Origin of the sequence: Brevundimonas sediminis, assembly GCF_048799765.1 — a bacterium.
Lineage (GTDB): Bacteria > Pseudomonadota > Alphaproteobacteria > Caulobacterales > Caulobacteraceae > Brevundimonas.
Window position 1 is genome coordinate 15,704 of record NZ_JBLYQK010000019.1, and the last position, 25,143, is coordinate 40,846.

Here is a 25,143-nt window from a genome sequence, read left to right on the forward strand (position 1 = left end):
CGGCTTCGGCCGGGCTTTTGCATTTCAGGCGATGGTTTCACCCGGGACGTAGACCCAGCCGTCCATCAGGCGGCGGGCGCTGCGGCTCATGATAGCGCGGGTGACGGTCCATTCGCCGTTGTTCTGCACGGCCTCGGCGCCGACCCGCAGCGTGCCGGACGGATGGCCGAAGCGCACCGCCTTCCGCTCGCCGCCGCCCGCCGCCAGATTGACCAGGGTGCCCGGCACCGCCGCCGCGGCCCCGATGGCCACCGCCGCCGTGCCCATCATGGCGTGGTGCAGCTTGCCCATCGACAGGGCGCGGACCAGCAGGTCCACCTCGCCCGCCGTGATCGCCCTGCCGCTGGAGGAGACGTAATCTTTCGGCGGAGAGACGAAGGCGATCTTCGGCGTATGCTGGCGCTTGGCCGCGCCTTCCAGCGTATCGATCAGGCCCATCTTCAGCGCCCCGATAGCCCGCAGCGCCTCGAACCGCTTGAGAATGGCCGGGTCGCCGTTGATAGCGTCCTGCAGCTCGGTCCCGGCGAAGCCCAGGTCGGCGGCGTTGACGAAGATGGTGGGGATGCCCGCATTGATCAGGGTGGCGGTCAGCCTACCGCCCGCGACGAGGTCCTCGGGCACGTCCAGCTCATCGACCAGGTTGCCGGTCGGGAACATCGCTCCGCCATCCTCACCCTCGTCGGCGGGATCGAGGAACTCCAGCACGATCTCGGCGGCGGGGAAGGTCACCCCGTCCAGTTCGAAGTCGCCGGTCTCCTGCACGGCGCCGCCGCTGACGGGCACATGGGCGAGGATGGTCTTGCCGATATTGGCCTGCCAGATGCGCACCTCGCGCACGCCGTCCGGCCCGGCGTCGACATAGCCCGCATGGATGGCGAAGGCCCCGGCCGCGGTCGATAGGTTTCCGCAATTGCCCGACCAGTCGACGAAGTCGGTGTCGATCGAGACCTGTCCGTACAGATAGTCGACGTCGTGTCCCGGACGGTCGCTGGGCGAGATGATGACGCATTTCGAGGTGCTGGAGGTCGCCCCGCCCATGCCGTCGATGTGTTTGGCGTAGGGGTCGGGACTGCCGATCACCCGCTGGAACAGCCGGTCCCGCGCCGGGCCGGGAACGCGACACGACGCGGGCAGGTCCTCCAGCCGGAAGAAGACGCCCTTGGACGTCCCGCCGCGCATATAGGTGGCGGGGATGCGGATCTGCGGACCGTGCGGCATCAGGCGGCGGCCTCCGAGTCGAGGAAGTCCTGGGCGAAGCGCTGCAGCACCCCGCCGGCCTCGTAGATCGAGACCTCCTCGGCGGTGTCGAGGCGGCACTTCACCGCCACCGTCTCTTCCGTCCCGTCGACGCGGCGGATGACCAGGGTCAGCTCGGCGCCCGGCGCGGGCGTCCCGACGACATCATAGGTCTCGGTTCCGTCCAGCTTCAGGCCCAGACGGGTCACGCCGTTGATGAACTCCAGCGGCATCACGCCCATGCCGATCAGATTGGTGCGGTGGATGCGCTCGAAGCCCTCGGCCACGATGGCCTCGACGCCGGCCAGACGCACGCCCTTGGCGGCCCAGTCGCGCGACGAGCCCTGGCCATAGTCGGCTCCGGCGATGATGATCAGCGGCTGGCGGCGGCCCAGATAGGTTTCGATCGCCTCCCACATGCGGACCACCTCGCCCTCGGGCTCCAGCCGCGCCAGCGAACCCTTCTTCACCGCCCCGTCGACCACGGCCATCTCATTGACCAGCTGGGGGTTGGCGAAGGTGGCGCGCATGGCGGTCAGGTGGTCGCCGCGGTGGGTGGCGTAGGAGTTGTAGTCCTCTTCCGGCACGCCCATCGCGGTCAGGTATTCGCCCGCCGCCGAGGTCGGCAGGATGGCGTTGGACGGCGACAGGTGATCGGTCGTGATGTTGTCCGGCAGGATGGCCAGCGGCCGCATCCCCTTCAGCGTCCGCGGGCTGGCCGCCAGTGCGCCGAGGCCTTCCGTGTCCCAGTAGGGCGGTCGGCGGATGTAGGTCGACTGCGGACGCCAGTCGTACAGCGGGCTGACCGGCGCGCCGATGATGGTCCGGCGCGCGAACATCGGCTCATAGACGTTCCGGAACTGCTCGGGCTTCACATACTCGCCGACGATGGCGTCGATCTCGGCGTCCGTCGGCCAAAGGTCCTTCAGGCGGATCTCGGCGCCGTCCGGGGCGATCCCCAGCACGTCCTTCTCGATATCGAACCGCACCGTCCCGGCGATGGCGTAGGCGACCACCAGCGGCGGCGAGGCAAGGAAGGCCTGCTTGGCGTAGGGGTGGATGCGGCCGTCGAAATTGCGGTTCCCGGACAGGACGGCGGTCGTATAGAGGTCGCGATCCACGATCTCCTTCTGGATCACCGGGTCCAGCGCGCCCGACATGCCGTTGCAGGTGGTGCAGGCAAAGCCGACGATGCCGAAGCCCAGGCTCTCCAGCTCGGGCAGCAGGCCGGCCTCTTCCAGATACAGCTGCGCCACCTTCGATCCCGGGGCGAAGGACGTCTTCACCCACGGCTTGCGGACCAGACCCAGGGCATTGGCCTTGCGGGCCACCAGGCCGGCGGCCACGACATTGCGCGGGTTGGAGGTGTTGGTGCAGCTGGTGATAGCGGCGATGATCACCGCCCCGTCCGGCATCAGGCCTTCGCGCTCCTCGGCCAGGGCGCCGTCCAGATCAACGGCGATGCCGCGGTCGTGCAGGGCCGAGGTCGGCAGGCGGCGGTGCGGGTTCGACGGCCCGGCCAGATTGCGCTCGACCGTCGACAGGTCGAACTCGAGCACGCGCTCATATTCGGCGCCCTTCAGCGCGTCGGCCCACAGGCCGGTCGTCTTCGCATAGGTCTCGACCAGGGCGATCTGGTCGGATTCGCGGCCGGTCAGACGCAGATAGTCGATCGTCTGCTGGTCGATGTGGAACATCGCCGCCGTCGCCCCGTACTCCGGGCACATGTTCGAGATGGTGGCGCGGTCGCCGATGGTCAGGCTGTCCGCCCCCTCGCCGAAGAACTCCAGCCAGGCGCCGACCACCCGCTCCTTGCGCAGGAACTCGGTCAGGGCCAGCACGATGTCGGTGGCGGTGATGCCTTCGTGGCGACGGCCGGTCAGCTTGACGCCGACGATGTCCGGCAGGCGCATCATCGACGGACGGCCCAGCATGACCGTCTCCGCCTCCAGCCCCCCGACCCCGATGGCGATGACGCCCAGCGCATCCACGTGCGGCGTATGGCTGTCGGTGCCGACGCAGGTGTCGGGGAAGGCCACGCCGTCGCGCGCCTGGATGACCGGGCTCATCTTCTCCAGATTGATCTGGTGCATGATGCCGTTGCCGGCCGGGATGACGTCGACGTTCTCGAAGGCGCGCTTGGTCCACTCGATGAAGTGGAAACGGTCCTCGTTGCGGCGGTCCTCGATGGCGCGGTTCTTGGCGAAGGCCTCGCGATCAAAGCCCGGCGCCTCGACGGCCAGCGAGTGATCGACGATCAGCTGGGTCGGCACCACCGGATTGATCTTGGCCGGGTCGCCGCCCTGTTCGGCGATGGCGTCGCGCAGGCCCGCCAGATCGACCAGCGCCGTCTGTCCCAGGATGTCGTGGCAGACCACGCGGGCCGGATACCAGGGGAAGTCCAGGTCGCGCTGGCGCTCGACGATCTGCGTCAGGGCGGCGGTCAGCGAGGCCGGATCACAGCGGCGCACCAGCTGTTCGGCCAGCACGCGCGAGACATACGGCAGGCCGTCATAGCTGCCCGGGCGGATCGCCTCGACCGCCGCGCGGGTGTCGAAATAGTCCAGCGCCGTGCCCGGCAGCGGCTTGCGGAAGGCGGTATTCATGACAGCACTCTCGTCTCGTCGTCTGGTCACAACGAATGCGGACGGACAGCGTCGAAAGCGCCTTCTTCCCTGCCGTTTGCGTTCCCGTGGCCATTTGGCCCTGTTTTGCCAAGTGGTAGCACGCCCCGACCGCGCAAGTCGCGCCTGAAGCAGATTCACCCTTCACCCGGCGTGGAATTCCGCTATTTCGTGCCCATCAACAGGGCGGACGCGCGATCAACGGGCGCCGCCGCGTGCAGGCTCGGGCCCGCGTCTCGCCTTCGGGGCGCCAGATGTCGCGCAGCGCTGCATTGGCCAGTGAGGAAATCGATGACCGACGCCGCCGCCCCCGCGTTCAAGCCCAAGAAGTCCGTCGCCCTGTCCGGCGTCGCCGCGGGCAACACCGCCCTGTGCACGGTCGGCAAGACCGGCAACGACCTGCACTACCGCGGCTATGACATCCTGGACTTCGCCGAGACGGCCGAGTTCGAGGAGGTCGCCCACCTGCTGATCCACGGCTCGCTGCCCAACGCCGCCGAGCTGAAGGCCTACAAGGCCAAGCTGAAGGCCCTGCGCGGCCTGCCCGCCGCCGTCATGGACGCGCTGGAGTGCGTCCCCGCCGCCGCCCACCCGATGGATGTGATGCGCACCGGCGTCTCGGCCCTCGGCTGCGTCCTGCCGGAAGCCCATGACCACAACCATCCGGGCGCGCGCGACATCGCCGACCGCCTGATGGCCTCGCTGGGCTCCATGCTGCTGTACTGGCACCACTTCAGCCAGAACGGCCGCCGCATTGAGGTCGAGACCGACGACGAGACCATCGGCGGCCACTTCCTGCACCTGCTGCACGGCAAGGAACCGTCGGACAGCTGGGTGCGGGCCATGCACACCTCGCTGATCCTCTACGCCGAGCACGAGTTCAACGCCTCGACCTTCACCGCCCGCGTCATCGCCGGCACCGGGTCGGACATGTTCTCGGCCATCGCCGGCGCCATCGGCGCCCTGCGCGGGCCCAAGCACGGCGGCGCCAACGAGGTCGCCTTCGAAATCCAGAAGCGCTACGCCAACCCGGACGAGGCCGAGGCCGACATCCGCCGCCGCATGGACGCCAAGGAAGTCATCATCGGCTTCGGCCACCCGGTCTATACGATCTCGGACCCGCGCAACGTCGTCATCAAGCGCGTCGCCAAACAGCTGTCCGACGAGGCCGGCTCGACGAAGATGTACGACATCGCCGAGCGCATCGAGAGCGTCATGATGGACGCCAAGAAGATGTTCCCGAACCTCGATTGGTTCTCGGCCGTCAGCTACCACATGATGGGCGTGCCCACGGCCATGTTCACCCCCCTGTTCGTCATCTCGCGCGTCACCGGCTGGTCCGCCCACGTCATCGAACAGCGCCAGGACGGCAAGATCATCCGCCCGACGGCCAACTATACCGGTCCCGAAAATCTCGAGTTCGTCCCGCTGTCGAAGCGCGGCTGAGTTCACGGAGTCCCCATGCCCTACCTCCTCGCCTCCGACCTCCCCACTGAATCCGCCGGCAAGCGGTTCCGCGCCGCCCTGGCCCGTGACGGCATCTGGCAGCTGCCGGGCGCGCACAACGGTCAGGCGGCCCTGCAGGCGAAGAAGGCGGGCTTCGACGGCGTCTATCTGTCGGGCGCGGCCATGACCGCCTCCATGGGCCTGCCGGACCTCGGCATCATCACCGTGGATGAAGTGGCCTTCTTCATCCGCCAGATCGCGCGCGCCTCGGGCCTGCCGCTGCTGGTGGACGGCGACACCGGCTACGGCGAGGCGCTGAACGTCATGCACATGGTGCGTACGTTTGAAGAGGCCGGCGCCGGCGCCGTGCACCTTGAAGACCAGATCCTGCCCAAGAAGTGCGGCCACCTGAACGGCAAGTCGCTGGTGCCCGCCATGGACATGGCCGCCAAGGTCGCCGCCGCCGCCAAGGCCCGCCGCGACCTGGTCATCATGGCCCGCACCGACGCGGTCGGGGTCGAGGGCTTCGACGCCGCTGTTGATCGCGCGAAGCTCTATGTCGAGGCCGGGGCCGACGCCATCTTCCCCGAGGGCCTGACCAGCCGCGAGATGTTCGAGAAATTCGCCGCCGCCATGCCCGGCGTGCCGCTGCTGGCCAACATGACCGAGTTCGGAAAGACGCCCTTCTTCACCGCGAAGGAATTCGAGGAGATGGGCTACAAGATGGTGATCTGGCCGGTGTCCTCGCTGCGCGCCGCCAACAAGGCGCAGGAAGAACTCTACGCCTCAATCGCCGAGCACGGCGGCACCCACAAATACATCGACCGCATGCAGACCCGTCAGGAGCTGTACGACACCATCGGCCTGCACGCCTTCGAGGAACTGGACGCCTCGATCATCAAGACCATCGTCCCGCAGGGCATGCCGCAGGACAGCTGACGCGTCCCTTCAGGGGAAACAGACGCCGCGCGCTCCGCAGGGACCGCGCGGCGTTTTCGTTTCGGCTAGAGAACCTCCAGCACCGTCTCCTTCGGCCGGGCCAGCACCGTCCCCCTGGGCGTCCGCACGAACGGACGCTCGACCAGCACGGGATGCTCGACCATGGCCGACAGGATCGTCGCGTCCGACGTGCCTTCGTTCAGCAGCCCCAGCCCCTCGGCCAGGTCGCCCCGGGTCCGCATCGCCTCGCGCGGCGTCAGCCCGGCGGCGGCGAACAGGGCGGTCAGCTGGTCGGCCGTCCAGCCGGTCTTCAGATACTCCACCACCTCGGGCTCAACGCCGGTGTCGCGGATCATCTGCAGCACATTGCGCGAGGTGCCGCAGTTCGGATTGTGAAAGATGGTGATGCTCATGGGGGCTGATTTACAGCCCCGCTGCGGACTTTTCACCCTTTTGCGGTTGCGATTGTCGCACCGTCACCGCATCTGGCCCGGATGACCTCCCCCCAGTCTGAACCCGCCCCCTCCGCCGCGAAGGGACCGGGTTTTCCCGAATTCGTCTGCCTGATCGCCTGCCTGATGGCGCTCAACGCCCTGGCCATCGATTCCATGCTCCCGGCCCTGCCCGACATCGGCAATGCGCTCGGCGTCGCGCGCGAGAACGATCGTCAGTGGATCATCACCGCCTATCTGCTCGGCTTCGGCGTCGCCCAGATCTTCTACGGCCCGCTGGCCGACCGGTACGGCCGCAAGCCCGTGCTGATGGTCGGCGTCGGGCTCTACGCCCTGTTCGGCCTGCTGGCCGCCCTGGCCCCGACCTTCGAGCTGCTGATCCTCGCCCGCGTCGGTTCAGGCATCGGCGCCGCCGGCCTGCGGGTGCTCGCCGTCTCCATCGTCCGCGACCGCTATGAGGGCCGGACCATGGCGCGGGTCATGTCGCTCAGCTTCCTGGTCTTCCTGGGCGTTCCGATCATCGCCCCCAGCCTCGGCGCCGCCATCCTCCATGTCGCCCCCTGGCCGTGGATTTTCGGCGTGCTGGCGACGGCCGGCATTCTGGTCATGAGCTGGGCCGCGCTCCGCCTGCCCGAAACCCTGAAGCCCGAGGACCGGCTGCCGATCCAGCCGGCCCGGATCGGCGCGGCCTTCCGCGAGGCCCTGACCGAGCGTCAGTCGCTGGGCTACACCCTGGCGATGACGGCGATCACCGGCGCCCTGTTCGGCTTCCTGAACTCATCGCAGTCGATCTTCGCCCATGTGTTCAACGCCGCGGACCTGTTCCCGCTGGTCTTCGCCGCCGTCGCGGGCGGCATCGCCGCGGCCAGCCTGCTGAACGCCACCTTCGTCGAGCGCTTCGGCAGCCGGCTGATCTCCCACACCGCCCTGCTCGGCTTCATCACCCTGGCGGCGATCCACGCCACCGTCTCCGCGACGGGCCATGAGACGATCTGGACCTTCGGCGTGCTGCAGGCCCTGACCATGTTCTGCTTCGGCTTCATCGCCGGAAATTTCGGCGCCATGGCCATGGAGAAGATGGGGCACATCGCCGGCACCGCATCCTCGGCCCAGGGCTTCCTGTCGACCACCTTCGGCTCGATCGCCGGTTTCGCCATCGGCCAGCAGTTCGCGGGCACGGCGACGCCCATGCTGCTGGGCTTCACCGTCATGGGGCTTCTGGCCCTCTGCGCGGTCCTGTTCGCCGAGCGCGGACGGCTGTTCCGGTCGCACCACGCCGCCGCGGCGACGCCCGCCCCTTGATCTTTTCCGTCCCGCGAGGCGTTGTCCGCCCAGCTTTGTGAAGAGGAACATCCGATGATCCGTACGGCCGGTCTGGTCTCCGCCCTCGCCCTTGCCCTCGCCACGGGAGGCTGCGCCACGATGAACGCCTCCGGTTCGGACATGCCGCCCCTGCCCCCCTCGGCGACCGCGCCGGTGGACTACGTCCGCGACGTCCACTCCTACGCCCGGCCCGAGATCGCCCACGTCCGCCACGTGTCGCTCGATCTCGCCGTCGACTTCGCGACGAAGCGGCTGTCGGGGGTGGCGACGCTGGATGTGCAGGGCGCGCCCGGCGCGACCGAGATCATTCTGGACGTCCGCGATCTGGACATCCGCGGCGTCTCCGACGCCTCCGGCGCGGCCCTGGCCTACACGGTCGGCGCCGCCGACCCGATCCTGGGCGCGCCCCTGACCATCCGCTTCCCGGCCCTCGCCACCGGCGAGCCGCAGAAGCTGGTCATCACCTATGCGACCCGCCCTGAAGCCGCGGCGCTGCAGTGGCTGACCCCGGCCCAGACGGCCGGCGGCCGCCAGCCCTACATGTTCAGCCAGGGGCAGGCGATCCTGACCCGGACCTGGGTCCCCACCCAGGACAGCCCCGGCATTCGCCAGACCTGGGACGCCCGCATCGTCGCCCCGTCCGACCTCAAGGTGGTGATGAGCGCCGAGACCCTGACCACCGACGGCGAGAGCGTCGCGGGCGGAAAGGCCTGGCGCTTCCGCATGACCAATCCGGTCCCGCCCTATCTGATCGCCATCGGCGTGGGCGATGTGGACTTCGCCGCCATCGACGAACGCACCGGGGTCTGGACCGAGCCGTCGCGCCTGCACGCCGCCCATGACGAACTGGTCCCGACCGCCGAGATGGTCGATGTGGCCGAGGGCCTGTACGGTCCCTACCGCTGGGGCCGCTATGACCTGCTGGTCCTGCCGCCGTCGTTCCCGTTCGGCGGCATGGAGAACCCGCGCCTGACCTTCGCCACCCCGACCATCATCGCGGGCGACCGCTCGCTGGTCTCGCTGGTCGCGCACGAGCTGGCCCACAGCTGGTCGGGCAATCTGGTCACCAACGCCACCTGGGACGATTTCTGGCTCAACGAGGGCTTCACCGTCTATTTCGAGAACCGGATCATGGAGGCCCTCTACGGCGAGGAGCGCGCCCTGATGCTGCAGTCGCTCGGCTGGGGTGATCTGCAGTCGACACTGGCCGACCTGCCCGCCGCGGACACCCGGCTGAAGCTCGACCTGACCGGGCGCGACCCGGATGAGGGCCTGACCGACATCGCCTACGAAAAGGGCGCCGCCTTCCTGCGCACCATCGAACGCATCGTCGGTCGCGAGCGCTTCGACGCCTGGCTGAAGGGCTATTTCGAGCGCAACGCCTTCCGTCCGATGACCACCGAGCGCTTCCTCGAGGACATCCGCACCCATCTGGTCAGGGGCGATGCGGCGCTGGAGCGTCAGCTGATGATGGACGCCTGGATCTACCAGCCCGGCATGCCGTCCAACTGGGTCCCGCCCGTGTCGAACGCCTTCGTTCCCGTCGATGCGGCGGCCCAGGCCTTCGTGGCCGGCGGCCCGGCCTCGGCTATTCCGTGGGCCGGGTGGTCGACGCAGGAGCGCCAGCGCTTCCTCGCCTGGCGGCCCGCGAACCGGACCGAGGGCGCCGACTGGCTGACCCCCGCCCAGCTGGCCGATCTGGAATCGACCCTGAACCTGAAGACCGAGGGCAATGCCGAGGTCCTGTACGCCTGGCTGCAGATCGCGGTTCAGCACCGCTATCAGCCCGCCGTGCCGACGCTGGAGCATTTCCTGACCACCCAGGGCCGCCGGAAATTCGTCCTGCCGTTGTTCGCCAGCCTGTGGGCCGAAGGCGACTGGGGCCGTCCGATCGCCACCCGCGTCTACGCGATCGCCCGCCCGGGCTATCACCCGGTCACCACCGGCTCGGTGGATGCGGTCGTGGGGCGGCCGAACTAGAAAATCTCCCTCCCCTCATGGGGAGGGTGGCTCGCGAAGCGAGACGGGTGGGGAACGGTCGCACGGTCAAGCTTTGCGGCGGCTTCGCCATTCCCCACCCGGTCGTCGCTGCGCGCGCCGACATCCCTCCCCACGAACCTGTGTCCCGCTCCACCTTGGCTTCGGGGGTTCCGGACACTAGGTTCCGCGCCAGAACAGCCGCCCCGGATCAACCGGGGCCGCGCGCCTATTTCAGGAGACGCCCCATGACTGACGCTGCCCGCATCGATCAGGAAAACCCGCTCGGCGTCGACGGCTTCGAGTTCGTCGAATTCACCGGCCCCGAGCCCGAGGCCATGGTCGGCCGTCTGGAGCTGATGGGCTTCACCCGCACCCATGTGAACCCGGCCACCAACGCCGTCCGCCTGAAGCAGGGCGACATCACCATGTTGGTGAACCTGTCGCCCAAGGGGCAGGCCGCGGACTTCGCCCGCGACCACGGTCCGTCGGCCAACGGCATGGCCTTCCGCGTCGCCAATGCGAAGGAGGCCTATGAAGGCGCTCTCGCTCGCGGCGCCGTCGCCGCCACGGACGCCGCCGGCGGCGCCCTGGGCAACGACTATCCCTGGATCCTGCAGGGCATCGGCGGTTCGCTGCTCTACGTCATCGACCAGTACGGCGCGCAGGGCTCGCTCTACGACGGCTGGACAGAGATCGAGGGCTGGCAGGCGGCCGAGAAGGCGAACTCGATGGGTCTCGAGGTGCTCGACCACCTGACCCATAACGTCCGTCGCGGCCAGATGCGGACCTGGTCCGGCTTCTACAACTCGATCTTCAATTTCGAGGAGCAGAAGTATTTCGACATCAAGGGCAAGGCGACCGGCCTGTTCTCGCAGGCGATGATCGCGCCGGACCGCGCCATCCGCATCCCGCTGAACGAAAGCCAGGACGACAACTCGCAGATCGAGGAGTTCCTGCGTCGCTACAATGGCGAGGGCATCCAGCACATCGCCCTGACGACGGAGAACATCTACGAGACCGTCGAGGCCATGAAGGCGCGCGGCGTCGACTTCCAGGACACCATCGAAACCTATTTCGAGCTGATCGACAAACGCCTGCCCGGCCACGGCGAGGACGTGGCGCGGATGCGCAAGAACCGCATCCTGATCGACGGATCGGACGAGGAGGGCCTGCTGCTGCAGATCTTCACCCAGGACACCTTCGGGCCGATCTTCTTCGAGATCATCCAGCGCAAGGGCAATGAAGGCTTCGGCAACGGCAATTTCCAGGCCCTGTTCGACTCCATCGAGCTGGACCAGATCCGTCGCGGCGTCATCAAGGTCGACGCCTGAATGCAGATGCGCCCGCCGTCCTGGCTGCCCTGGCTCGGCCCCGTCCTCGCGGCCGGGGTCGGGGCGCTGGCGGGCGAATTCTGGCTGGGCGGCGGCTTCTGGACCGTCCTGATCGCCGCCCTCGTCTGCGGCTTCGCCCCCATCATCGGCTACCGCATCTGGAAATGGCGCTGGTTCCGGAAGGGGTAGGGGCCGCTCCATGACGGTCCGCTACCTGCACCTGCCCGCCGGATCGGAACCGCCCGTCATCGGACAGGACGGACCGTTCAAGGCCGTGGTGGTGATCGAGCAGGAGACCCCGCAAGATTGGCGGGACCGGATCGGCGACTGGCTGGTCCGCAGCGGCTGCCTCTTCATGATGGCGTGGGGACGGGACGCGTCGGCCTGGCACGACAGCGTCGACTGGGCGCTGCTGACCCTTCACGACTTCGGGGACATCCCGGACGACAAGCACGTCCTGACCACCTGGCATGACGATGAGCCGCTGGCCGAGGTGTTCTGGTTCTCGGGCTACGGCGCCTGGCATGACGCTGCGCCCGGGATGGGCGTCTGGATCATCGATATCAATCCCGACGACCGTCAGGCCCTCATGCTTGAGGACTATGCCGCGGCGCAGGACGCCGAACCGCCTGCCTAGTGAAAATCCCGCGACCCCGGCAGCACCCGCACATCCCTCGGATGCCGTCCGCGCGTCGGCGCATGGCCTGAGCCGGGCGCCGCATCCGGCGACAGGTGGCCCAGCATCGGGGTCCAGTCCTCCAGGTCCTCGACGACCAGATGGGTCACGCCCTCGGCGGTCTGCACCTTGCCCCGGGCCAGCACCATCCGCGCCCCCATGGCGACCGGGCGCAGGCGTTCGAAGACGTCGGGCCACAGCACCAGATTGGCGACGCCGGTCTCGTCCTCCACGGTCATGAAGCAGACGCCCTTGGCCGTGCCGGGCCGCTGGCGGACCAGCACCACGCCCCCGACCACCACCCGCCTCCCGTTCGCCACGGCCGGATAATCCGCCGCCGTCGACGCCCCCGCCGCCGCCAGCCGGTCGCGCAGATAGCGGACCGGGTGGCCCTTCAGGGACAGACGGATCGTCTGGTAATCGCCGACCACCTCCTCGGAGGGCGCCAGCTCCGGCAGGGCCTCCGGTGGCCGCCCGTCCGCCTCGCGCAGGCCCATGGCCTCGAACAGGGGCGCGCTCGACACTGGCGGCGCCCCGCGCGCGGCCCACATCCCCTGTCGCCGGCTCAGCTTCAGCGAGCCATAGGCGTCGGCTTCAGCCAGACGGTCCATCGCCGCCGGGGTCAGCCGGGCCCGCAGACGCAGGTCGTCCAGATCGGCGAACGGTCCTTCGGCCCGCGCCGCCATGATGGCCTCGGCCCAGCTCTCCTTGAACCCGTCGATGGCGCGGAAGCCCAGTCGCATGGCCCGCCGCCGCCGCCGGGGCCGCGGCTCCAGCGTCGCATCCCAGTCGCTCATGTTCACATCCGGATGCCGCACCTCGACCCCGTGCTCGCGCGCATCCCGCACGATCTGGGCCGGGGCGTAGAAGCCCATCGGCTGGCTGTTCAGCAGGCAGGCGGCGAACACATCCGGGTACAGCCACTTCACCCAGGCCGACACATAGACGAGGTGGGCGAAGGAACAGGCGTGGCTCTCCGGGAAGCCGTACTCCCCGAAGCCCTTAATCTGGTTGAAGCAGTTCTGGGCGAACTCGGGGTCATAGCCGCGCGCGACCATCCGCCCGATCATCAGGTCCTCATAGTTTCCGATGGTGCCGTTGTGCCGGAAGGTCGCCATCGCCCGTCGCAGGCCGTTGGCCTCATCACCGGTGAACTCGGCGGCCACCATGGCGATCTTCATCGCCTGCTCCTGGAACAGGGGCACGCCCAGCGTCTTGCGCAGCACATTGGCCAGCTCATCGGGATCCGCCGCCGAGCCCGGCATCGAAAACCGGTAGCTGCCCGGCCCATGGGCCCGCTCATGCGCCCGCCGTTCCGCCCGGCGCTGCAGATAGGGATGCACCATCTTGCCCTGGATCGGACCGGGCCGGACGATGGCCACCTGCACCACCAGATCGTAGAACTCGCGCGGCTGCAGCCTCGGCAGCATCGACATCTGCGCCCGGCTCTCGACCTGGAAGACGCCCAGCGAGTCCGCCCTGCACAGCATCCGGTAGACGCCCCGCCGCTCGGGCGGCGCGGCCGCGGTGTCCTTCAGCGGCCGCCCGTAGGTGGTCTCGATCATGCGGAAGGCGCGCTTCATCGCCGTCAACATGCCCAGCGCCAGCACATCGACCTTCATCAGCTTCAGATGATCGATGTCGTCCTTGTCCCATTCGATGAAGGTCCGGTCGGCCATGGCCGCATTGCCGATGGGAACGATCTCCACCAGCGGCGTCTGGCTCAGCACGAACCCGCCCACATGCTGACTCAGATGGCGGGGGAATTTGATGATCTCGGCCGTCAGCTCCAGCGCCAGCTTCATCCGCGCATCGTCCCGGCTCAGGCCCGTGCGGTCGACGTGCTCATCCTTCACCGCGTCGCCCCACGACCCCCAGACGGTGTCGGCCATGCGCGCCGTCACGTCCTCGGTCAGCCCCAGCGCCTTGCCCACGTCGCGGATGGCCGAGCGGGGGCGATAGTGGATGACGGTCGCCACGATAGCCGCCCGGTCCCGCCCGTAGCGGGCATAGACGTACTGCATCACCTGCTCGCGCCGCTCGTGCTCGAAGTCGACGTCGATGTCGGGCGGCTCGGATCGCTCCGACGAGATGAAACGCTCGATCAGCACGTCCTGTCTGGTCGGATCGACATTGGTGATGCCCAGACAGAAGCAGATCACCGAGTTCGCCGCCGAGCCCCGCCCCTGGCACAGGATCGGGTCGGGCCGCGACCGCGCCCAGGCGACGACGTCGTGCACCGTCAGGAAGTAGGGGGCGTAGTCCAGCGTGCGGACCAGCCGCAGCTCCTTCAGGATCGTCGCGCGAATGTTCGGCGGCACGCCCTGCGGCCAGCGCATCCTCGCCCCCTTCAGGGTCAGCCGCGCCAGCCAGCCCTGCGCCGAATACCCCGCGGGAACCGGTTCGTCCGGGTACTGATAACTGAGCTCGCGCAAGGAGAAGGTGCAGGCCCGCGCCACCTCCATGGTCCGCGCCAGCGCCGCCTCATACCCCCGGAACAGCCGCGCCATCTGGGCAGGCGGCTTCAGGAAGCGCTCGCCGTTGGCCTGCAGCCGTCGCCCCGCCCGATCAATGGTCGTCCCCTCGCGGATACAGGTCAGCACGTCCTGCAGCATGCGCCGGTCGGGGTGGTGGTAGAGCACCGCATTGGTGGCGATCATCGGCGCCCCGGTCCGCTCGGCCATGGCCGCCAGACGGGCCAGCCGCCGCCGGTCATCCCCGCGCCACAGCGGCGCCGCGGCCAGATACAAATCGTCCGGCCACGCCGCCCGCCAGCGCTCCAGCCGGGCCTCGAAGACCGCATCCGGCATCTCCGGCGCGGGGACCAGCGCGATCATCCCCTCACCCAGCCCGGCGGCCTGTTCGAAGATCAGCCGGGTCTCGGCCTTCTCGATGCGGTCGCCATCGGCCTGGGCGCCAGCCTGTGGCACCGCCTCGCTCTTGCCCAGGGTCAGCAGGCGGCACAGGCGGCCATAGGCGGCGCGGTCGCGCGGGAAGACGATCAGGTCCGTCCCGTCGGTGAAGCCCAGACGGGCGCCGACGATCAGGGGGATGTCCGCCTCCTCCGCCCCCATCAGGGCGCGCACCATCCCGGCCAGGGTGTTGCGATCGGCCACCCCGACGGCGGTCAGCCCCAGGGCCTTGGCCTGATGCATCACCTCGCCCGGATGCGAGGCCCCCTCAAGGAAGCTGAAGTTGGTGATGGCTCCCAACTCCGCATACTGACCATCCCAGCCATTCACGCCAGCACCCCGTGCATCCACCAACTCGGCGCCCGGCGGTGATCGCCCTCGCCCGTATAGTCCCAGCCGTAGCGGCCCTCCCGGAACAGCCAGTAGCGCCCGCCCTCGCCGTCCTCGACGCGGTAGTAGTCGCGGGTCCGGGTCTCGCGCCCGTCCGGACGGGGCCGCCACCATTCGGGCGACAGCCGCTCCGGTCCCTCGGCCCGCACGATGCGTCGGCTGACGCGTCGCCAGGTGAACCGGGCGGGCGCCCCGTCCGGCAGGTCGAACACCGGGTCCTCCAGCGGCTCGGGCGGATCCAGCAGCAGAATGGGCCGCCGCCCCACCTCCGCCGTATCCGGCGCGGGGACCCGTCCAAGGGCGGGGACCAGACGCTCGGCCCGTTCGGGGATCCAGCTGTCCACCGGCTCGGACGTCAGCACCCGCCCCTCGCCCAGCCGCGCCGTCAGCCGGTCGATCAGCACCGCCAGATCCTCCGCCTGCCTCGCCTCCGCCTCACTCTCCAGCGCGCCCTGCCGCGCCGCCATGACCTCGGTCTCGTCCGCGGTCAGCATCAGGGCGTCCAGCCCGAAGCCCAGCTCCAGCCGCCCGAACCCGGCCTCGCGGAACAGCCGCATCCAGATCGTCCCATCGCGGCCGGGCAGCCCCATCCGCACCGACAGCGACGTCGTCTCCCCATCGGTGCGGAAGCCGGTCAGGGTGAGGGCCTTGGCGCCCTGCCCATCCCGCTCAAGCGCCCGTGACAGGTCGGCCGCCAGCTCCGGCAGGCGCGCCTCCACCCCGGCGATATCGCCCAGCGGCTCGGCGAAGGCCTGCCAGGCGCGATAGCGGGCGGGCGGACGCACGGGCGTCAGCGCCTCTCCCACATGGCCCCGCGCCTGGTCCAGCCGCCTCACCAGCCCGACGGCGTCACCGTCGCGGAAACGCCGCGCCAGCCCTGAGCGCGGCATGGCGCACAGGCTGCCGATGGTCTTCAGACCCAGCCGCCGCGCCCCGGTGATCGTCCGCTCGTCCAGCCGCAAGGCCTCCACCGGCAGGTCGGCCAGCAGGTCCGAAACCGTCTCGTCGGTGGCGATCGGGTCCCGTCCCTCGCCCCAGCGCGCCAGCGCCCAGGCCGCCCCCGGCGTCGGGGCCATGGCCACGCGCGCGGCGGTCCCGGTCTCGGCCAGCCGCCCCCGGATCGCCGCCAGCAGGGCCGCCTCGCCGCCGAACAGATGCGCCGCCCCCGTCACATCCAGGAACAGCCCCTCCAGCCCCTCTTCCGACGGGTCGAGGCTGACCGACGGCGACCACCGCTCGGCCCACACCGCCAGCGCCTCAAGCGCCCGGCCGTCGGCGGCGACGTCGGCGGGCTGGCACAGCAGGTGCGGGATCATGGCCAGGGCGTCCGCCTGGGTCTGGTCGCGCCTCAGCCCCGCCGCTCGCGCCGCCGGGTTCAGGGCATGGATCACCGCCGCCCCCCGGCGGTTCTTCAGGATCAGGGCGAAGGGGTTGGCCGGGTCGAGCGCCGGATCAGGCGGCGAGGCCGGTCGCCGCGCCCGTTCCAGCGATCGACGGCGGACCGAAACCGGCCAGTCGATCAGCCAGACGGAGACGATGCGTCTCATCATCCTGCTCCATCATCCAGACGCCGGGTCGCTCGCCCCGGCCCCGCGTCATCCCGGCCGCCAGCCGCGTCCGCCCCGGCGCGCGCGGGTCCTCGGCATCCGGTGCGGACAGGGCCGTTTCGATGCGCCAGCGGCGACGGGCCGCGGTCAGCCCCTCGGGCGCGCGCGGCAACATCAGCCCGACCGACCCGCCCTCCTTCGCCGCGAACTCCAGCCGTCGCGTCTGCGCCAGACTGGCGCCGTCCACCGCGCCCAGGGCCAGGGACACCGCCCCGGACCGCAGGGCCTGTTCCAGCACCCACAATCCCTCCGCCGCCGTCGACACCGGCGTCAGGATCAGGGCCGCCCCGGCAAGACCCGGTCCATAGGGACGCCCGTTCTCCCCCAGCCAGACCCGGGAGGCGGCGAACAACACCGGCCGGCCGTCCGTCTCCGGCCGGCGCGACAGGGCGAACATCAGGGCCGCCGCCCGATCCCGCGGGGTCGGCGCGCAGACCTCCTCCAGAGGCGCAGCGACCTCCGGAAACGGCTCCGATGACAGGGCGGATGGACAGGGCATGACAGGCTCAAGGGCTGAATGTTCATTATTTGTTCCAGCCTTGACAGAGTCAAACCGGAATCGAGCCGATGTCGGCCGGGTGACAGATTCACCACCCTTGATTGCAGCCCCGGCCCGGTCCGTGCACGCTCCCGTTCGAGAACCCCTGCCGGTTCCCGAAACGGGACAGCATCATCATGACGCTGAGAGAAATCACCGAGGCCGACTATCCCGCCATCCAGGCCCTGCACCGCAGCGTGGGCTGGCCGGAGCGCTCCCAGGCGGGGTGGCGCTGGCTGCACGCCAATCCTGCCCGTCTCGACATCGGGGCGCCCGCCGGCTGGGTCGCGGACGGCCCGGACGGACAGCCCGCCGCCCATGTCGGCAACCTGATCCAGCGCTTCCGTCTGGGTGACCGCCGCCTGCATGGCGCGACGGGCTTCAACATCATCGTGACCCCGACGGTGCGGGGCATCAGCCGCCAGATGCTGCAGACCTTCACCCGTCAGCCGGGGGTCTTCGCCCGCTACACCCTGAACGCCAACTCGAAGTCTCAGCCGCTGTACGCCCGGCACGGCATGCAGGCCTGGCCGGAGCGGACCCACGCCCTGAAGCTCAGCTGGGTCGTCGCCCCCCTGCCGCTGGCGATCAGCCGGGTGTGGAGACGCCTGTACGCCCTCGCGCCGGATCGCTTCGACGGCCTGGGCGAGCAGTTGATGAACGACCGGCTCGGACGGGAAGCACGCCCGGACCTGCCCCGGGACGTCCATCGTCTGACGGATTTCGGCGACGTCTCCCCCTACGCCGCCTTCTGGGCGGCGCTGGTCGCGGAGGGCCGGCTGCTGGCCGACCGCAGCCCCGCGGTGCAGCGTTGGCGACTGCAGGATCCCGACCTGACCCAGCCGCCGCTGATCCTGTCGGTGATGCGCGACGGAGCCATGGTCGCCTACGCCATGGCCATGATGGCCAAGTCCAACATCCTGGAGCCGCCGGTTCTGGAGATCCTCGACCTGGAGTCGCTGGCGGATCACGCCGACGCGGTTCCGGTGCTGATGACCGCCCTGACGACCGCCGCCCGCGCCATGGGCGCCGCCAAGCTCAGGCTGCAGGCCGTGACGCCGCGCACCCTGGACCGGCTCGGCGCCTTCGCCGGAAGCGCGCGACAGGAGGGCGGCTGGGGGCACTGCCATGTCGAGTTCGCGCCCGGGTCGCCCGATCCGGCCCTGTGGTCGCCCACGCCCTATGACGGGGACTACGCCGTCTGCCTGCGCCCCGTGCCATTGGCCGCGCCGCTGACCGCACAGCGCCGCAACCGACAGGCCCCGGCACGCTCTGCGCGGACGGCGTCCAAGGCCTAGGCGTTCGGGCGGGCCTTCAGCTCATCGCGGATCTCGGCCAGCAGGGCTTCGGTCGGCGTCGGCGCCGGCGGCGCGGCGGGAGCCGGATCAGCCGCCTGTTCCCGACGCAGCCGGTTGACCAGCTTGACCATCAGGAAGATCACCACCGCCACGATCAGGAACTGGATCACGGTGTTGATGAAGGCGCCGTACTGGATCGCGACCTTCTCCACCTCCTCGGTGGCCGGATTCTCCGGAACCAGCACCCATTCCAGATTCGAGAAGTCGACACGGCCCAGCAGCAGGCCGATCGGCGGCATCACCACCTGTTCGACCAGGCTGGTGACGATCTTGCCGAACGAGGCGCCGACGATCACGCCGACGGCCAGGTCAATGACATTGCCGCGGGCGATGAATTCCTTGAACTCGGTAACCAGTCCCATGGGACTCCTGTAGGTCAGTCGGCGTTCAGCCGCTCGCGCAGCTCCTTGCCGCTCTTGAAGAACGGGACCGCCTTGGCCGGGACGTCGACCGACTCGCCCGTGCGGGGATTTCGACCGGCGCGCGCCGGGCGGCCCCTGACGGAAAAGGCGCCGAAGCCGCGAAGTTCCACACGACCGCCCTCGCCGAGCGCGTCGACCATGCGGCCGAGCACGACATTGACCACGCGCTCGACCTCGGCATGGGTCAGATGCGTGTTCTCGGCCGCGAGCTTTTCAATGAGCTCGGATTTGATCATGCAGGCCCCCGCCCTTTTCAGCCCGTCCCGGGCCCATACGGGTGCATCTGAACGCCGGATGCAACCCCACCCTAACGCTCGCGTGGCGCGGGAAAAAGGGCCTAAGCCCCGTTAAGCCGCCAAAATGTGGGTTAACTGTCGGCTACCGTACACAATTTTACGGCCACCCCGGTCACCGGGCACGAAAAAGGCGGCCGGATTTCTCCGGCCGCCTGATCGCATTTTCGCCTGTGGCGAAGAGGCTTAGTCCTTCGAACCGGCCTTTTCGCGCAGGGCGGCGCCCAGGATATCGCCCAGCGAGGCGCCCGAGTCGGACGACCCGAACTGCTCGATGGCTTCCTGTTCGTCCTTCATCTCCAGGGCCTTGATCGACACCGAGACGCGGCGCGAGGCCTTGTCGACGCCGGTGACCATGGCGTCGACGCGATCGCCGACCGAGAAGCGCTCGGTGCGCTGCTCGTTGCGGTCGCGCGACAGGTCCGACTTGCGGATGAACGAGGTCACCGGAGCGTCGTCTTCACCGAACTTGACTTCGATGCCGCCGGTTTCGATCGCCGTCACGGTGACGGTGACCTGCTGACCCTTCTTCCAGGTGTCGCCTTCCATCGGGTCGCCGCCGAGCTGCTTGATGCCCAGCGAGACGCGTTCCTTCTCGACGTCGACGTCCAGGACCTTGGCCTTGACGGTCTCGCCCTTGCGGTAGCGCTGAATGGCTTCCTCGCCCGACACGTTCCAGTCCAGGTCCGACAGGTGGACCATGCCGTCGATGTCGTTGTCCAGGCCGATGAACAGGCCGAACTCGGTGGCGTTCTTGACTTCGCCCTCGACGGTCGAACCGATCGGGTGAGCGGCCACGAAGGCATCCCACGGGTTGTCCTGGGCCTGCTTCAGGCCCAGCGAGATGCGGCGCTTGGAGGCGTCGACGTCCAGCACGACCACGTCGACTTCCTGCGAGGTCGAGACGATCTTGCCGGGGTGGACGTTCTTCTTGGTCCACGACATTTCCGAGACGTGCACCAGACCCTCGACACCGGCTTCCAGCTCCACGAAGGCGCCGTAGTCGGTGATGTTGGTGATGCGGCCCGACATCTTGGCGCCCACCGGGTACTTGGCTTCCACGCCGTCCCACGGGTCGGCCTGGAGTTGCTTCATGCCCAGCGAGATGCGTTGGGTGTCCGGGTTGATCTTGACGATCTGGACCTTGACGGTGTCGCCGACCGCCAGGACCTGCGACGGGTGCGAGACGCGCTTCCACGACATGTCGGTGACGTGCAGCAGGCCGTCGATGCCGCCCAGGTCAACGAACGCACCGTAGTCGGTGATGTTCTTGACGACGCCTTCGCGGACTTCACCCTCTTGCAGCTGGCCGACCAGCTCGGTGCGCTGTTCGGCGCGGGCTTCTTCCAGGATGGCGCGACGCGAGACGACGATGTTGCCGCGCGGACGGTCCATTTTCAGGATGGCGAAGGGCTGTTCCTTGCCCATCAGCGGGGCGACGTCGCGCACCGGACGGATGTCGACCTGCGAGCCCGGCAGGAAGGCCGAAGCGCCGCCCAGATCGACGGTGAAGCCGCCCTTGACGCGGCCGACGATGGTGCCGTTGACCGGCTGGCCGTCGGCGAAGACGACTTCCAGACGGGTCCAGGCTTCCTCGCGGCGAGCCTTGTCGCGGCTGATGACCGCTTCACCCAGGGCGTTTTCGACGCGCTCCAGATAGACTTCGACGTTGTCGCCGACCTTCGGGATCACGGCGCCTTCGCCGATGCCGAATTCGCGGGCCGGGATGCGGCCTTCGGTCTTCAGACCGACGTCGATGATCAGGATGTCCTTCTCGATGCCGACGACGCGGCCGTGGACGACCTGGCCTTCGCCGAGGTCACGACCCTGCAGTTGCTGGTCGAGAAGCGCGGCGAAATCGTCGCGGGTGGGGGAAAGGGTATCGGTCATGTAACTCTGGAGTTGGAGGAAAAGGTCTTGCGCGCGACCGGACGGTCCCGCGCGAAGGGGGTTCAAAAGAGGAAATCAGGTCGTCGGGACGCGAGGCTTGAAACTCAGCCAGAGCGCCCGCGGAAGCCGAGGATGGGAGCGTTGGATTTGCGAAGGCGGTCTACAGACCGTGTTTCGCGCGCGCCGCCTCGACGATACGGCGGGCCGCATCGAAGGCGGCCTCTATATCCATATCGGTCGTATCCAGCAAGACGGCGTCTTCAGCCTGCACCATCGGGGCCGCGCCGCGCCCGGCGTCGCGCTCGTCCCGTTTGATGATGTCGGCCAGCATGGCCTCGAAGGCGATGTCGTGCCCGCGCGCCGTCAACTGCTTCCAGCGCCGGGTCGCCCGCACCTGCGGCGTCGCGGTGATGAACAGCTTGGCCGGGGCCTCCGGGGCGATCACCGTACCGATGTCGCGCCCGTCCAGAACCGCCCCGCCCGCCTGGGCCGCGAAGGCCTTCTGGAAGGCCAGCAGGGCCGCGCGCACGGCCGGATAGCCGGCGATCCGGCTGGCCGCCTCGCCCGCCTCGCCGCTGGTCAACCGGTCGGTGTCGGTCAGGTGGCTGGCGTCCAGCGACCGCGCCACGGCCTCTGCGGCGGCTTCATCATCCAGCGACCCGCCCGCGTCCAGCACGCCCACGCCCACGGCCCGGTACAGCAGGCCGGTGTCCAGATGCGGCAGGCCATAGGTCGTCGCCAGCCGCGCGGCGATGGTGCCCTTGCCCGAGGCGGCGGGTCCGTCGACGGCGATGATCAGGGGAGCGGTCATTGATCCGCCGCGATATCGGCCCCGAGGCCGTTCATCAACTCCACGAAGCCCGGGAAGCTGGTGGCGATCATGTCCGGCTCATCGACCGTGACCGGCTGGTCGGCGGCCAGGCCCAGCACCAGATGGCTCATGGCGATGCGGTGATCGTGGGCGGTGCGCACCGTCCCGCCGCCCCTCACCGGCCCGCCGGTGACGATGAAGCCCTCGGGCTCCTCCTCCACCGCGACGCCGCAGGCGCGCAGGCCGTCGACCATCAGCTTGATGCGGTCGCTCTCCTTGACCCGCATCTCGCCGACGCCGCGCATGACCGTCTGGCCCTCGGCGAACGCGGCGGTGGCGGCGAGGATGGGATATTCGTCGATCATCGAGGCGGCGCGCGCCTCGGGCACCACCACGCTCTTCAGCGCCGAGTGACGGGCAGTGATGTCGCCGACCTCCTCGCCCCCGGCCATACGGCGGTTGGCGATGGTCAGGTCCGCGCCCATTTCGCGCCAGGTGTCGAACAGGCCCGTACGCAGCGGATTCAGCATCACGCCCTCGACCGTGACGTCCGACCCCGGAACCACCAGCCCCGCCGCCAGCGGGAAGGCCGCCGAAGACGGATCGCCCGGCACCGCCACGAACGTCCCCGTCAAAGGCTGGCCGCCCTTCAGGGTGATGACCCAGCCCTCGCCGTCTTCCTCGACCCCGACCTCGGCCCCGAAGGCGCGCAGCATCCGCTCGGTATGGTCCCGGCTCTTCTCCGGCTCGGCGACCGTCGTCACGCCCCCGGCGTTCAGCCCCGCCAGCAGGATGGCCGACTTGATCTGGGCCGACGCCACGGTCTGCACATAGGCGATGCCGGTCAGGCTGCCCCCGGTCAGGCGCAGCGGCACCCGATCCTCGGCCGCCAGCCACTCAAAGCTCGCGCCCATCTCCGCCAGCGGGCCGGTCACCCGCTTCATCGGCCGCTTCCGCAGCGAGGCGTCGCCGTCAAAGGCCGCGGTGATCGCATAGCCCGCCGCCGCGCCCATCAGCAGTCGCACGCCCGTCCCCGCGTTGCCGCAGTCGATGACGCCGTCCGGCGAGCGGAAGCCCCCGGCGCCGGTGATCCGCCAACGCCCGTCGCCCAGCCGCTCGACCGTGGCCCCGAAGGCCTCGGCGGCGCGGGCGGTGGCCAGGACGTCGTCCCCCTCCAACAGGCCTTCGACCTCGGTCACGCCGGTGGCCATGGCCCCGAAGATCATCGAGCGATGCGACATGCTCTTGTCGCCCGGAGCGCGCACGGAGCCGGTCAGCGCGGGGCTGCGGCGGGCGGTCAAATGTGTGCTGTTCGTCACCCAACGGTCTCCGAAAGGGCGGGTAGGGCGCGGGTGGCGCGGAGATCGCTTTTGACAGCGGCTCCAAGGGGTGGCAAGGGACGCGCCCGAATTCCCCCCATGAACGTGAGAGGCGCCTCCGTGGCTAATCCCGAACTGGGCCAGAAGCAGGTCTGCCCGAACTGCCAGGCCAAATTCTACGACCTGAACCGTCGTCCGGCCCACTGCCCCAAGTGCGGCACCGACTTTGATCCCGAAGAAGCCCTGAAGCTGCGCAGCCGCCGCGGTCGTCCGGCCGGCTATCCGGCCGACGACGAGGCCGAGGATCAGGTCAAGGACAAGTCGGCCGACGGCGACGAGGACGAGGAGGAAACCAGCTCGACCCCGGAGATCGACGAGGAAGGCCATGAGCCGATCCTGACCCCGGACGACGACGATGACTCCCCGACCGACCCGACCGAAGAGAACGGCATGGGCGAGGCCGGCGATGACGACGACGTCCTCGGCGACGACGATGATGACGACTCGGTGCCCTTCATCGAGGACGAGGACGACGACGACTCGTTCGAGGACGAGATCGGCAAGCCCGAGAAGGACGAGGACTGACGGAATTCCGGGCGGATCGGAGCCTTTCGATCCGCCCGGAAATCACCTTTCGAACAGCGTTCGAAAAAGGTGAAAATAAATGGCGAAACCGGGCTTGATCCTGAATCGGGCCTGACATAGGTTCCGCCGCCTCGCCGGGGGCCAACACCAATACCTCGGCGGACTGACCGGCAACGGTTCGGGGCTATAGCTCAGTTGGTAGAGCGCTTGCATGGCATGCAAGAGGTCAGCGGTTCGACTCCGCTTAGCTCCACCATGAAGGCCTCGCGGGACACCGCGAGGCCTTCTCCAATTCCGGCTTCCGGAAACCCTACAGACTGATGGTGCGGGCGCGGCCCAGGTTGGCGTCATCCGGCACGGCCACGTTCTGCGAGCGCAGCAGGGCCGTCACGGGACCAATCATCGACCCCACGGCGTTCAGCTGCGATCCCGCCAGACCGCCGAGCGTGCGCAGATGGCCGACCTTGCTGATGTTGGCCGGGTTGCGCGCGGCCGACGACAGCATGTTGGAGAAGTCACCCATCAGCTGGGCGTCGATCAACCCGGCGCGAATCATGTTCACCCCGGCGTCCAGCATCAGGCTGCGCTGGTTGCGGTTGGCCGAGTCGTAGATGGCCTGCAGATCGGCGGCGTCCGACGCGTTGGTCTTCAGAGCATCGATGTCGTCCTCGAAGGCGGCGTTGTAGGCCCCCAGCTCATCCGCGCTCTCGATGTTCTGAATGGCGTTCACCCGCATGCGGATCCCCGCCATGTCGTCCTTGTTGCGCGCCATCTGGGCCAGGACCGCGGCCGCGACCATCATCTGCTTCGTCGCCTCGACGCCCTCGCGCAGGAAGACGTCAGGATCATGGGCCGTGGCGCGCGAGGGGCCGTTGCCGAAGGGATTGGGGATTGCGCCCCGGCCGAGGGCGCGCAGATCCTGGGTCCCGGCGCCGGCGGCCAGGGGCTGGGCGACGGCCAGCCCGAAGGCGAGCAGGACGACGGCGGTCTTGGTGGCTTTCACTGGGTTTC

General features: G+C 69.0%; 21 protein-coding genes and 1 tRNA gene. 10 read left to right on the plus strand and 12 right to left on the minus strand.

Features of this window, described 5'->3' with window-relative positions:
* Positions 1-24: 24 nt before the first annotated feature.
* Both prpF and acnD read right to left on the minus strand, forming a co-directional pair.
* Complete coding sequence (gene prpF, locus ACLQ7T_RS11305) at positions 25-1,218, minus strand: 2-methylaconitate cis-trans isomerase PrpF (RefSeq protein WP_420479525.1); 1,194 nt, start codon at positions 1,216-1,218, stop codon at positions 25-27.
* Positions 1,218-3,842, minus strand: coding sequence for a Fe/S-dependent 2-methylisocitrate dehydratase AcnD (acnD, locus tag ACLQ7T_RS11310; protein WP_420479526.1), 2,625 nt, complete (start codon positions 3,840-3,842; stop codon positions 1,218-1,220). Before acnD ends, prpF begins: the two co-directional genes overlap by 1 nt.
* Before the next feature lie 309 nt (positions 3,843-4,151).
* Between acnD and prpC the strand changes: the two genes are divergently transcribed.
* Positions 4,152-5,306: a bifunctional 2-methylcitrate synthase/citrate synthase gene (prpC, locus tag ACLQ7T_RS11315; RefSeq protein WP_420471259.1), complete on the plus strand. Its 1,155-nt coding sequence runs from the start codon at positions 4,152-4,154 to the stop codon at positions 5,304-5,306.
* A gap of 15 nt (positions 5,307-5,321) precedes the next feature.
* Entirely contained in the window at positions 5,322-6,245 is a 924-nt protein-coding gene (prpB, locus tag ACLQ7T_RS11320; RefSeq protein ID WP_420479527.1) for a methylisocitrate lyase, read from the plus strand.
* Positions 6,246-6,310: 65 nt separating this feature from the next.
* Here the strand turns inward: prpB and arsC are convergent, their stop codons facing one another.
* Positions 6,311-6,658 carry an arsenate reductase (glutaredoxin) gene (gene arsC / locus ACLQ7T_RS11325; RefSeq protein WP_420479528.1) on the minus strand — a complete coding sequence of 116 codons (348 nt, stop codon included), beginning with the start codon at positions 6,656-6,658 and terminating at the stop codon, positions 6,311-6,313.
* An 81-nt stretch (positions 6,659-6,739) separates the two neighbouring features.
* Here arsC and ACLQ7T_RS11330 point away from each other — a divergent pair, with 81 nt between their 5' ends.
* The 5 genes from ACLQ7T_RS11330 to ACLQ7T_RS11350 all read left to right on the plus strand — a co-directional run bounded on the left by ACLQ7T_RS11330 (position 6,740) and on the right by ACLQ7T_RS11350 (position 11,968).
* Positions 6,740-7,999: a multidrug effflux MFS transporter gene (locus ACLQ7T_RS11330; protein WP_420479529.1), complete on the plus strand. Its 1,260-nt coding sequence runs from the start codon at positions 6,740-6,742 to the stop codon at positions 7,997-7,999.
* Positions 8,000-8,053: 54 nt separating this feature from the next.
* Positions 8,054-10,000 carry a M1 family metallopeptidase gene (locus ACLQ7T_RS11335; protein WP_420479530.1) on the plus strand — a complete coding sequence of 649 codons (1,947 nt, stop codon included), beginning with the start codon at positions 8,054-8,056 and terminating at the stop codon, positions 9,998-10,000.
* Positions 10,001-10,245: 245 nt separating this feature from the next.
* Positions 10,246-11,331, plus strand: a complete 1,086-nt coding sequence (gene hppD, locus ACLQ7T_RS11340) for a 4-hydroxyphenylpyruvate dioxygenase (protein ID WP_420471254.1) — start codon at positions 10,246-10,248, stop codon at positions 11,329-11,331.
* A 6-nt stretch (positions 11,332-11,337) separates the two neighbouring features.
* Positions 11,338-11,520 carry a hypothetical protein gene (locus tag ACLQ7T_RS11345; protein WP_420479531.1) on the plus strand — a complete coding sequence of 61 codons (183 nt, stop codon included), beginning with the start codon at positions 11,338-11,340 and terminating at the stop codon, positions 11,518-11,520.
* Between the two features lie 10 nt (positions 11,521-11,530).
* A complete protein-coding gene (locus ACLQ7T_RS11350) occupies positions 11,531-11,968 on the plus strand; it encodes a DUF7684 family protein (RefSeq protein ID WP_420479532.1) in 438 nt (145 codons plus the stop codon).
* Here ACLQ7T_RS11350 and ACLQ7T_RS11355 read toward each other — a convergent pair.
* The 3 genes from ACLQ7T_RS11355 to ACLQ7T_RS11365 are packed head-to-tail and all read right to left on the minus strand — an operon-like array spanning position 11,965 to position 17,415.
* On the minus strand, positions 11,965-15,249 hold the full coding sequence (locus ACLQ7T_RS11355) for an error-prone DNA polymerase (protein WP_420479533.1): 3,285 nt from the start codon (positions 15,247-15,249) through the stop codon (positions 11,965-11,967). The genes ACLQ7T_RS11350 and ACLQ7T_RS11355 overlap by 4 nt on opposite strands.
* On the minus strand, positions 15,246-16,856 hold the full coding sequence (locus tag ACLQ7T_RS11360) for a Y-family DNA polymerase (RefSeq protein WP_420479534.1): 1,611 nt from the start codon (positions 16,854-16,856) through the stop codon (positions 15,246-15,248). The genes ACLQ7T_RS11355 and ACLQ7T_RS11360 overlap by 4 nt, the downstream gene beginning before the upstream one ends.
* The gene (locus ACLQ7T_RS11365; RefSeq protein WP_420479535.1) at positions 16,762-17,415 is read right to left on the minus strand and encodes a hypothetical protein; all 654 of its coding nucleotides are present in this window, start codon (positions 17,413-17,415) and stop codon (positions 16,762-16,764) included. Before ACLQ7T_RS11365 ends, ACLQ7T_RS11360 begins: the two co-directional genes overlap by 95 nt.
* Before the next feature lie 176 nt (positions 17,416-17,591).
* Between ACLQ7T_RS11365 and ACLQ7T_RS11370 the strand changes: the two genes are divergently transcribed.
* Positions 17,592-18,752, plus strand: coding sequence for an N-acetyltransferase (locus ACLQ7T_RS11370; protein WP_420479536.1), 1,161 nt, complete (start codon positions 17,592-17,594; stop codon positions 18,750-18,752).
* Here the strand turns inward: ACLQ7T_RS11370 and mscL are convergent.
* From mscL to aroA, 5 genes are all read right to left on the minus strand, one after another.
* Positions 18,749-19,174: a large-conductance mechanosensitive channel protein MscL gene (mscL, locus tag ACLQ7T_RS11375; RefSeq protein WP_420479537.1), complete on the minus strand. Its 426-nt coding sequence runs from the start codon at positions 19,172-19,174 to the stop codon at positions 18,749-18,751. The genes ACLQ7T_RS11370 and mscL overlap by 4 nt on opposite strands.
* A 14-nt stretch (positions 19,175-19,188) precedes the next feature.
* The gene (locus tag ACLQ7T_RS11380) at positions 19,189-19,470 is read right to left on the minus strand and encodes an integration host factor subunit beta (RefSeq protein ID WP_331044946.1); all 282 of its coding nucleotides are present in this window, start codon (positions 19,468-19,470) and stop codon (positions 19,189-19,191) included.
* A gap of 243 nt (positions 19,471-19,713) precedes the next feature.
* Positions 19,714-21,417, minus strand: coding sequence for a 30S ribosomal protein S1 (gene rpsA, locus ACLQ7T_RS11385; RefSeq protein ID WP_420479538.1), 1,704 nt, complete (start codon positions 21,415-21,417; stop codon positions 19,714-19,716).
* 160 nt (positions 21,418-21,577) lie between these two features.
* Positions 21,578-22,228: a (d)CMP kinase gene (cmk, locus tag ACLQ7T_RS11390; RefSeq protein ID WP_420479539.1), complete on the minus strand. Its 651-nt coding sequence runs from the start codon at positions 22,226-22,228 to the stop codon at positions 21,578-21,580.
* Positions 22,225-23,529: a 3-phosphoshikimate 1-carboxyvinyltransferase gene (gene aroA / locus ACLQ7T_RS11395; protein ID WP_420479555.1), complete on the minus strand. Its 1,305-nt coding sequence runs from the start codon at positions 23,527-23,529 to the stop codon at positions 22,225-22,227. The genes cmk and aroA overlap by 4 nt, the downstream gene beginning before the upstream one ends.
* 138 nt (positions 23,530-23,667) lie before the next feature.
* Here aroA and ACLQ7T_RS11400 point away from each other — a divergent pair, with 138 nt between their 5' ends.
* Both ACLQ7T_RS11400 and ACLQ7T_RS11405 read left to right on the plus strand, forming a co-directional pair.
* Positions 23,668-24,132, plus strand: coding sequence for a TIGR02300 family protein (locus ACLQ7T_RS11400; RefSeq protein WP_420479556.1), 465 nt, complete (start codon positions 23,668-23,670; stop codon positions 24,130-24,132).
* A gap of 180 nt (positions 24,133-24,312) precedes the next feature.
* Positions 24,313-24,388, plus strand: a tRNA-Ala gene (locus tag ACLQ7T_RS11405).
* A gap of 54 nt (positions 24,389-24,442) precedes the next feature.
* Here the strand turns inward: ACLQ7T_RS11405 and ACLQ7T_RS11410 are convergent.
* The gene (locus tag ACLQ7T_RS11410; RefSeq protein WP_420479540.1) at positions 24,443-25,135 is read right to left on the minus strand and encodes a hypothetical protein; all 693 of its coding nucleotides are present in this window, start codon (positions 25,133-25,135) and stop codon (positions 24,443-24,445) included.
* Positions 25,136-25,143 lie beyond the last annotated feature (8 nt).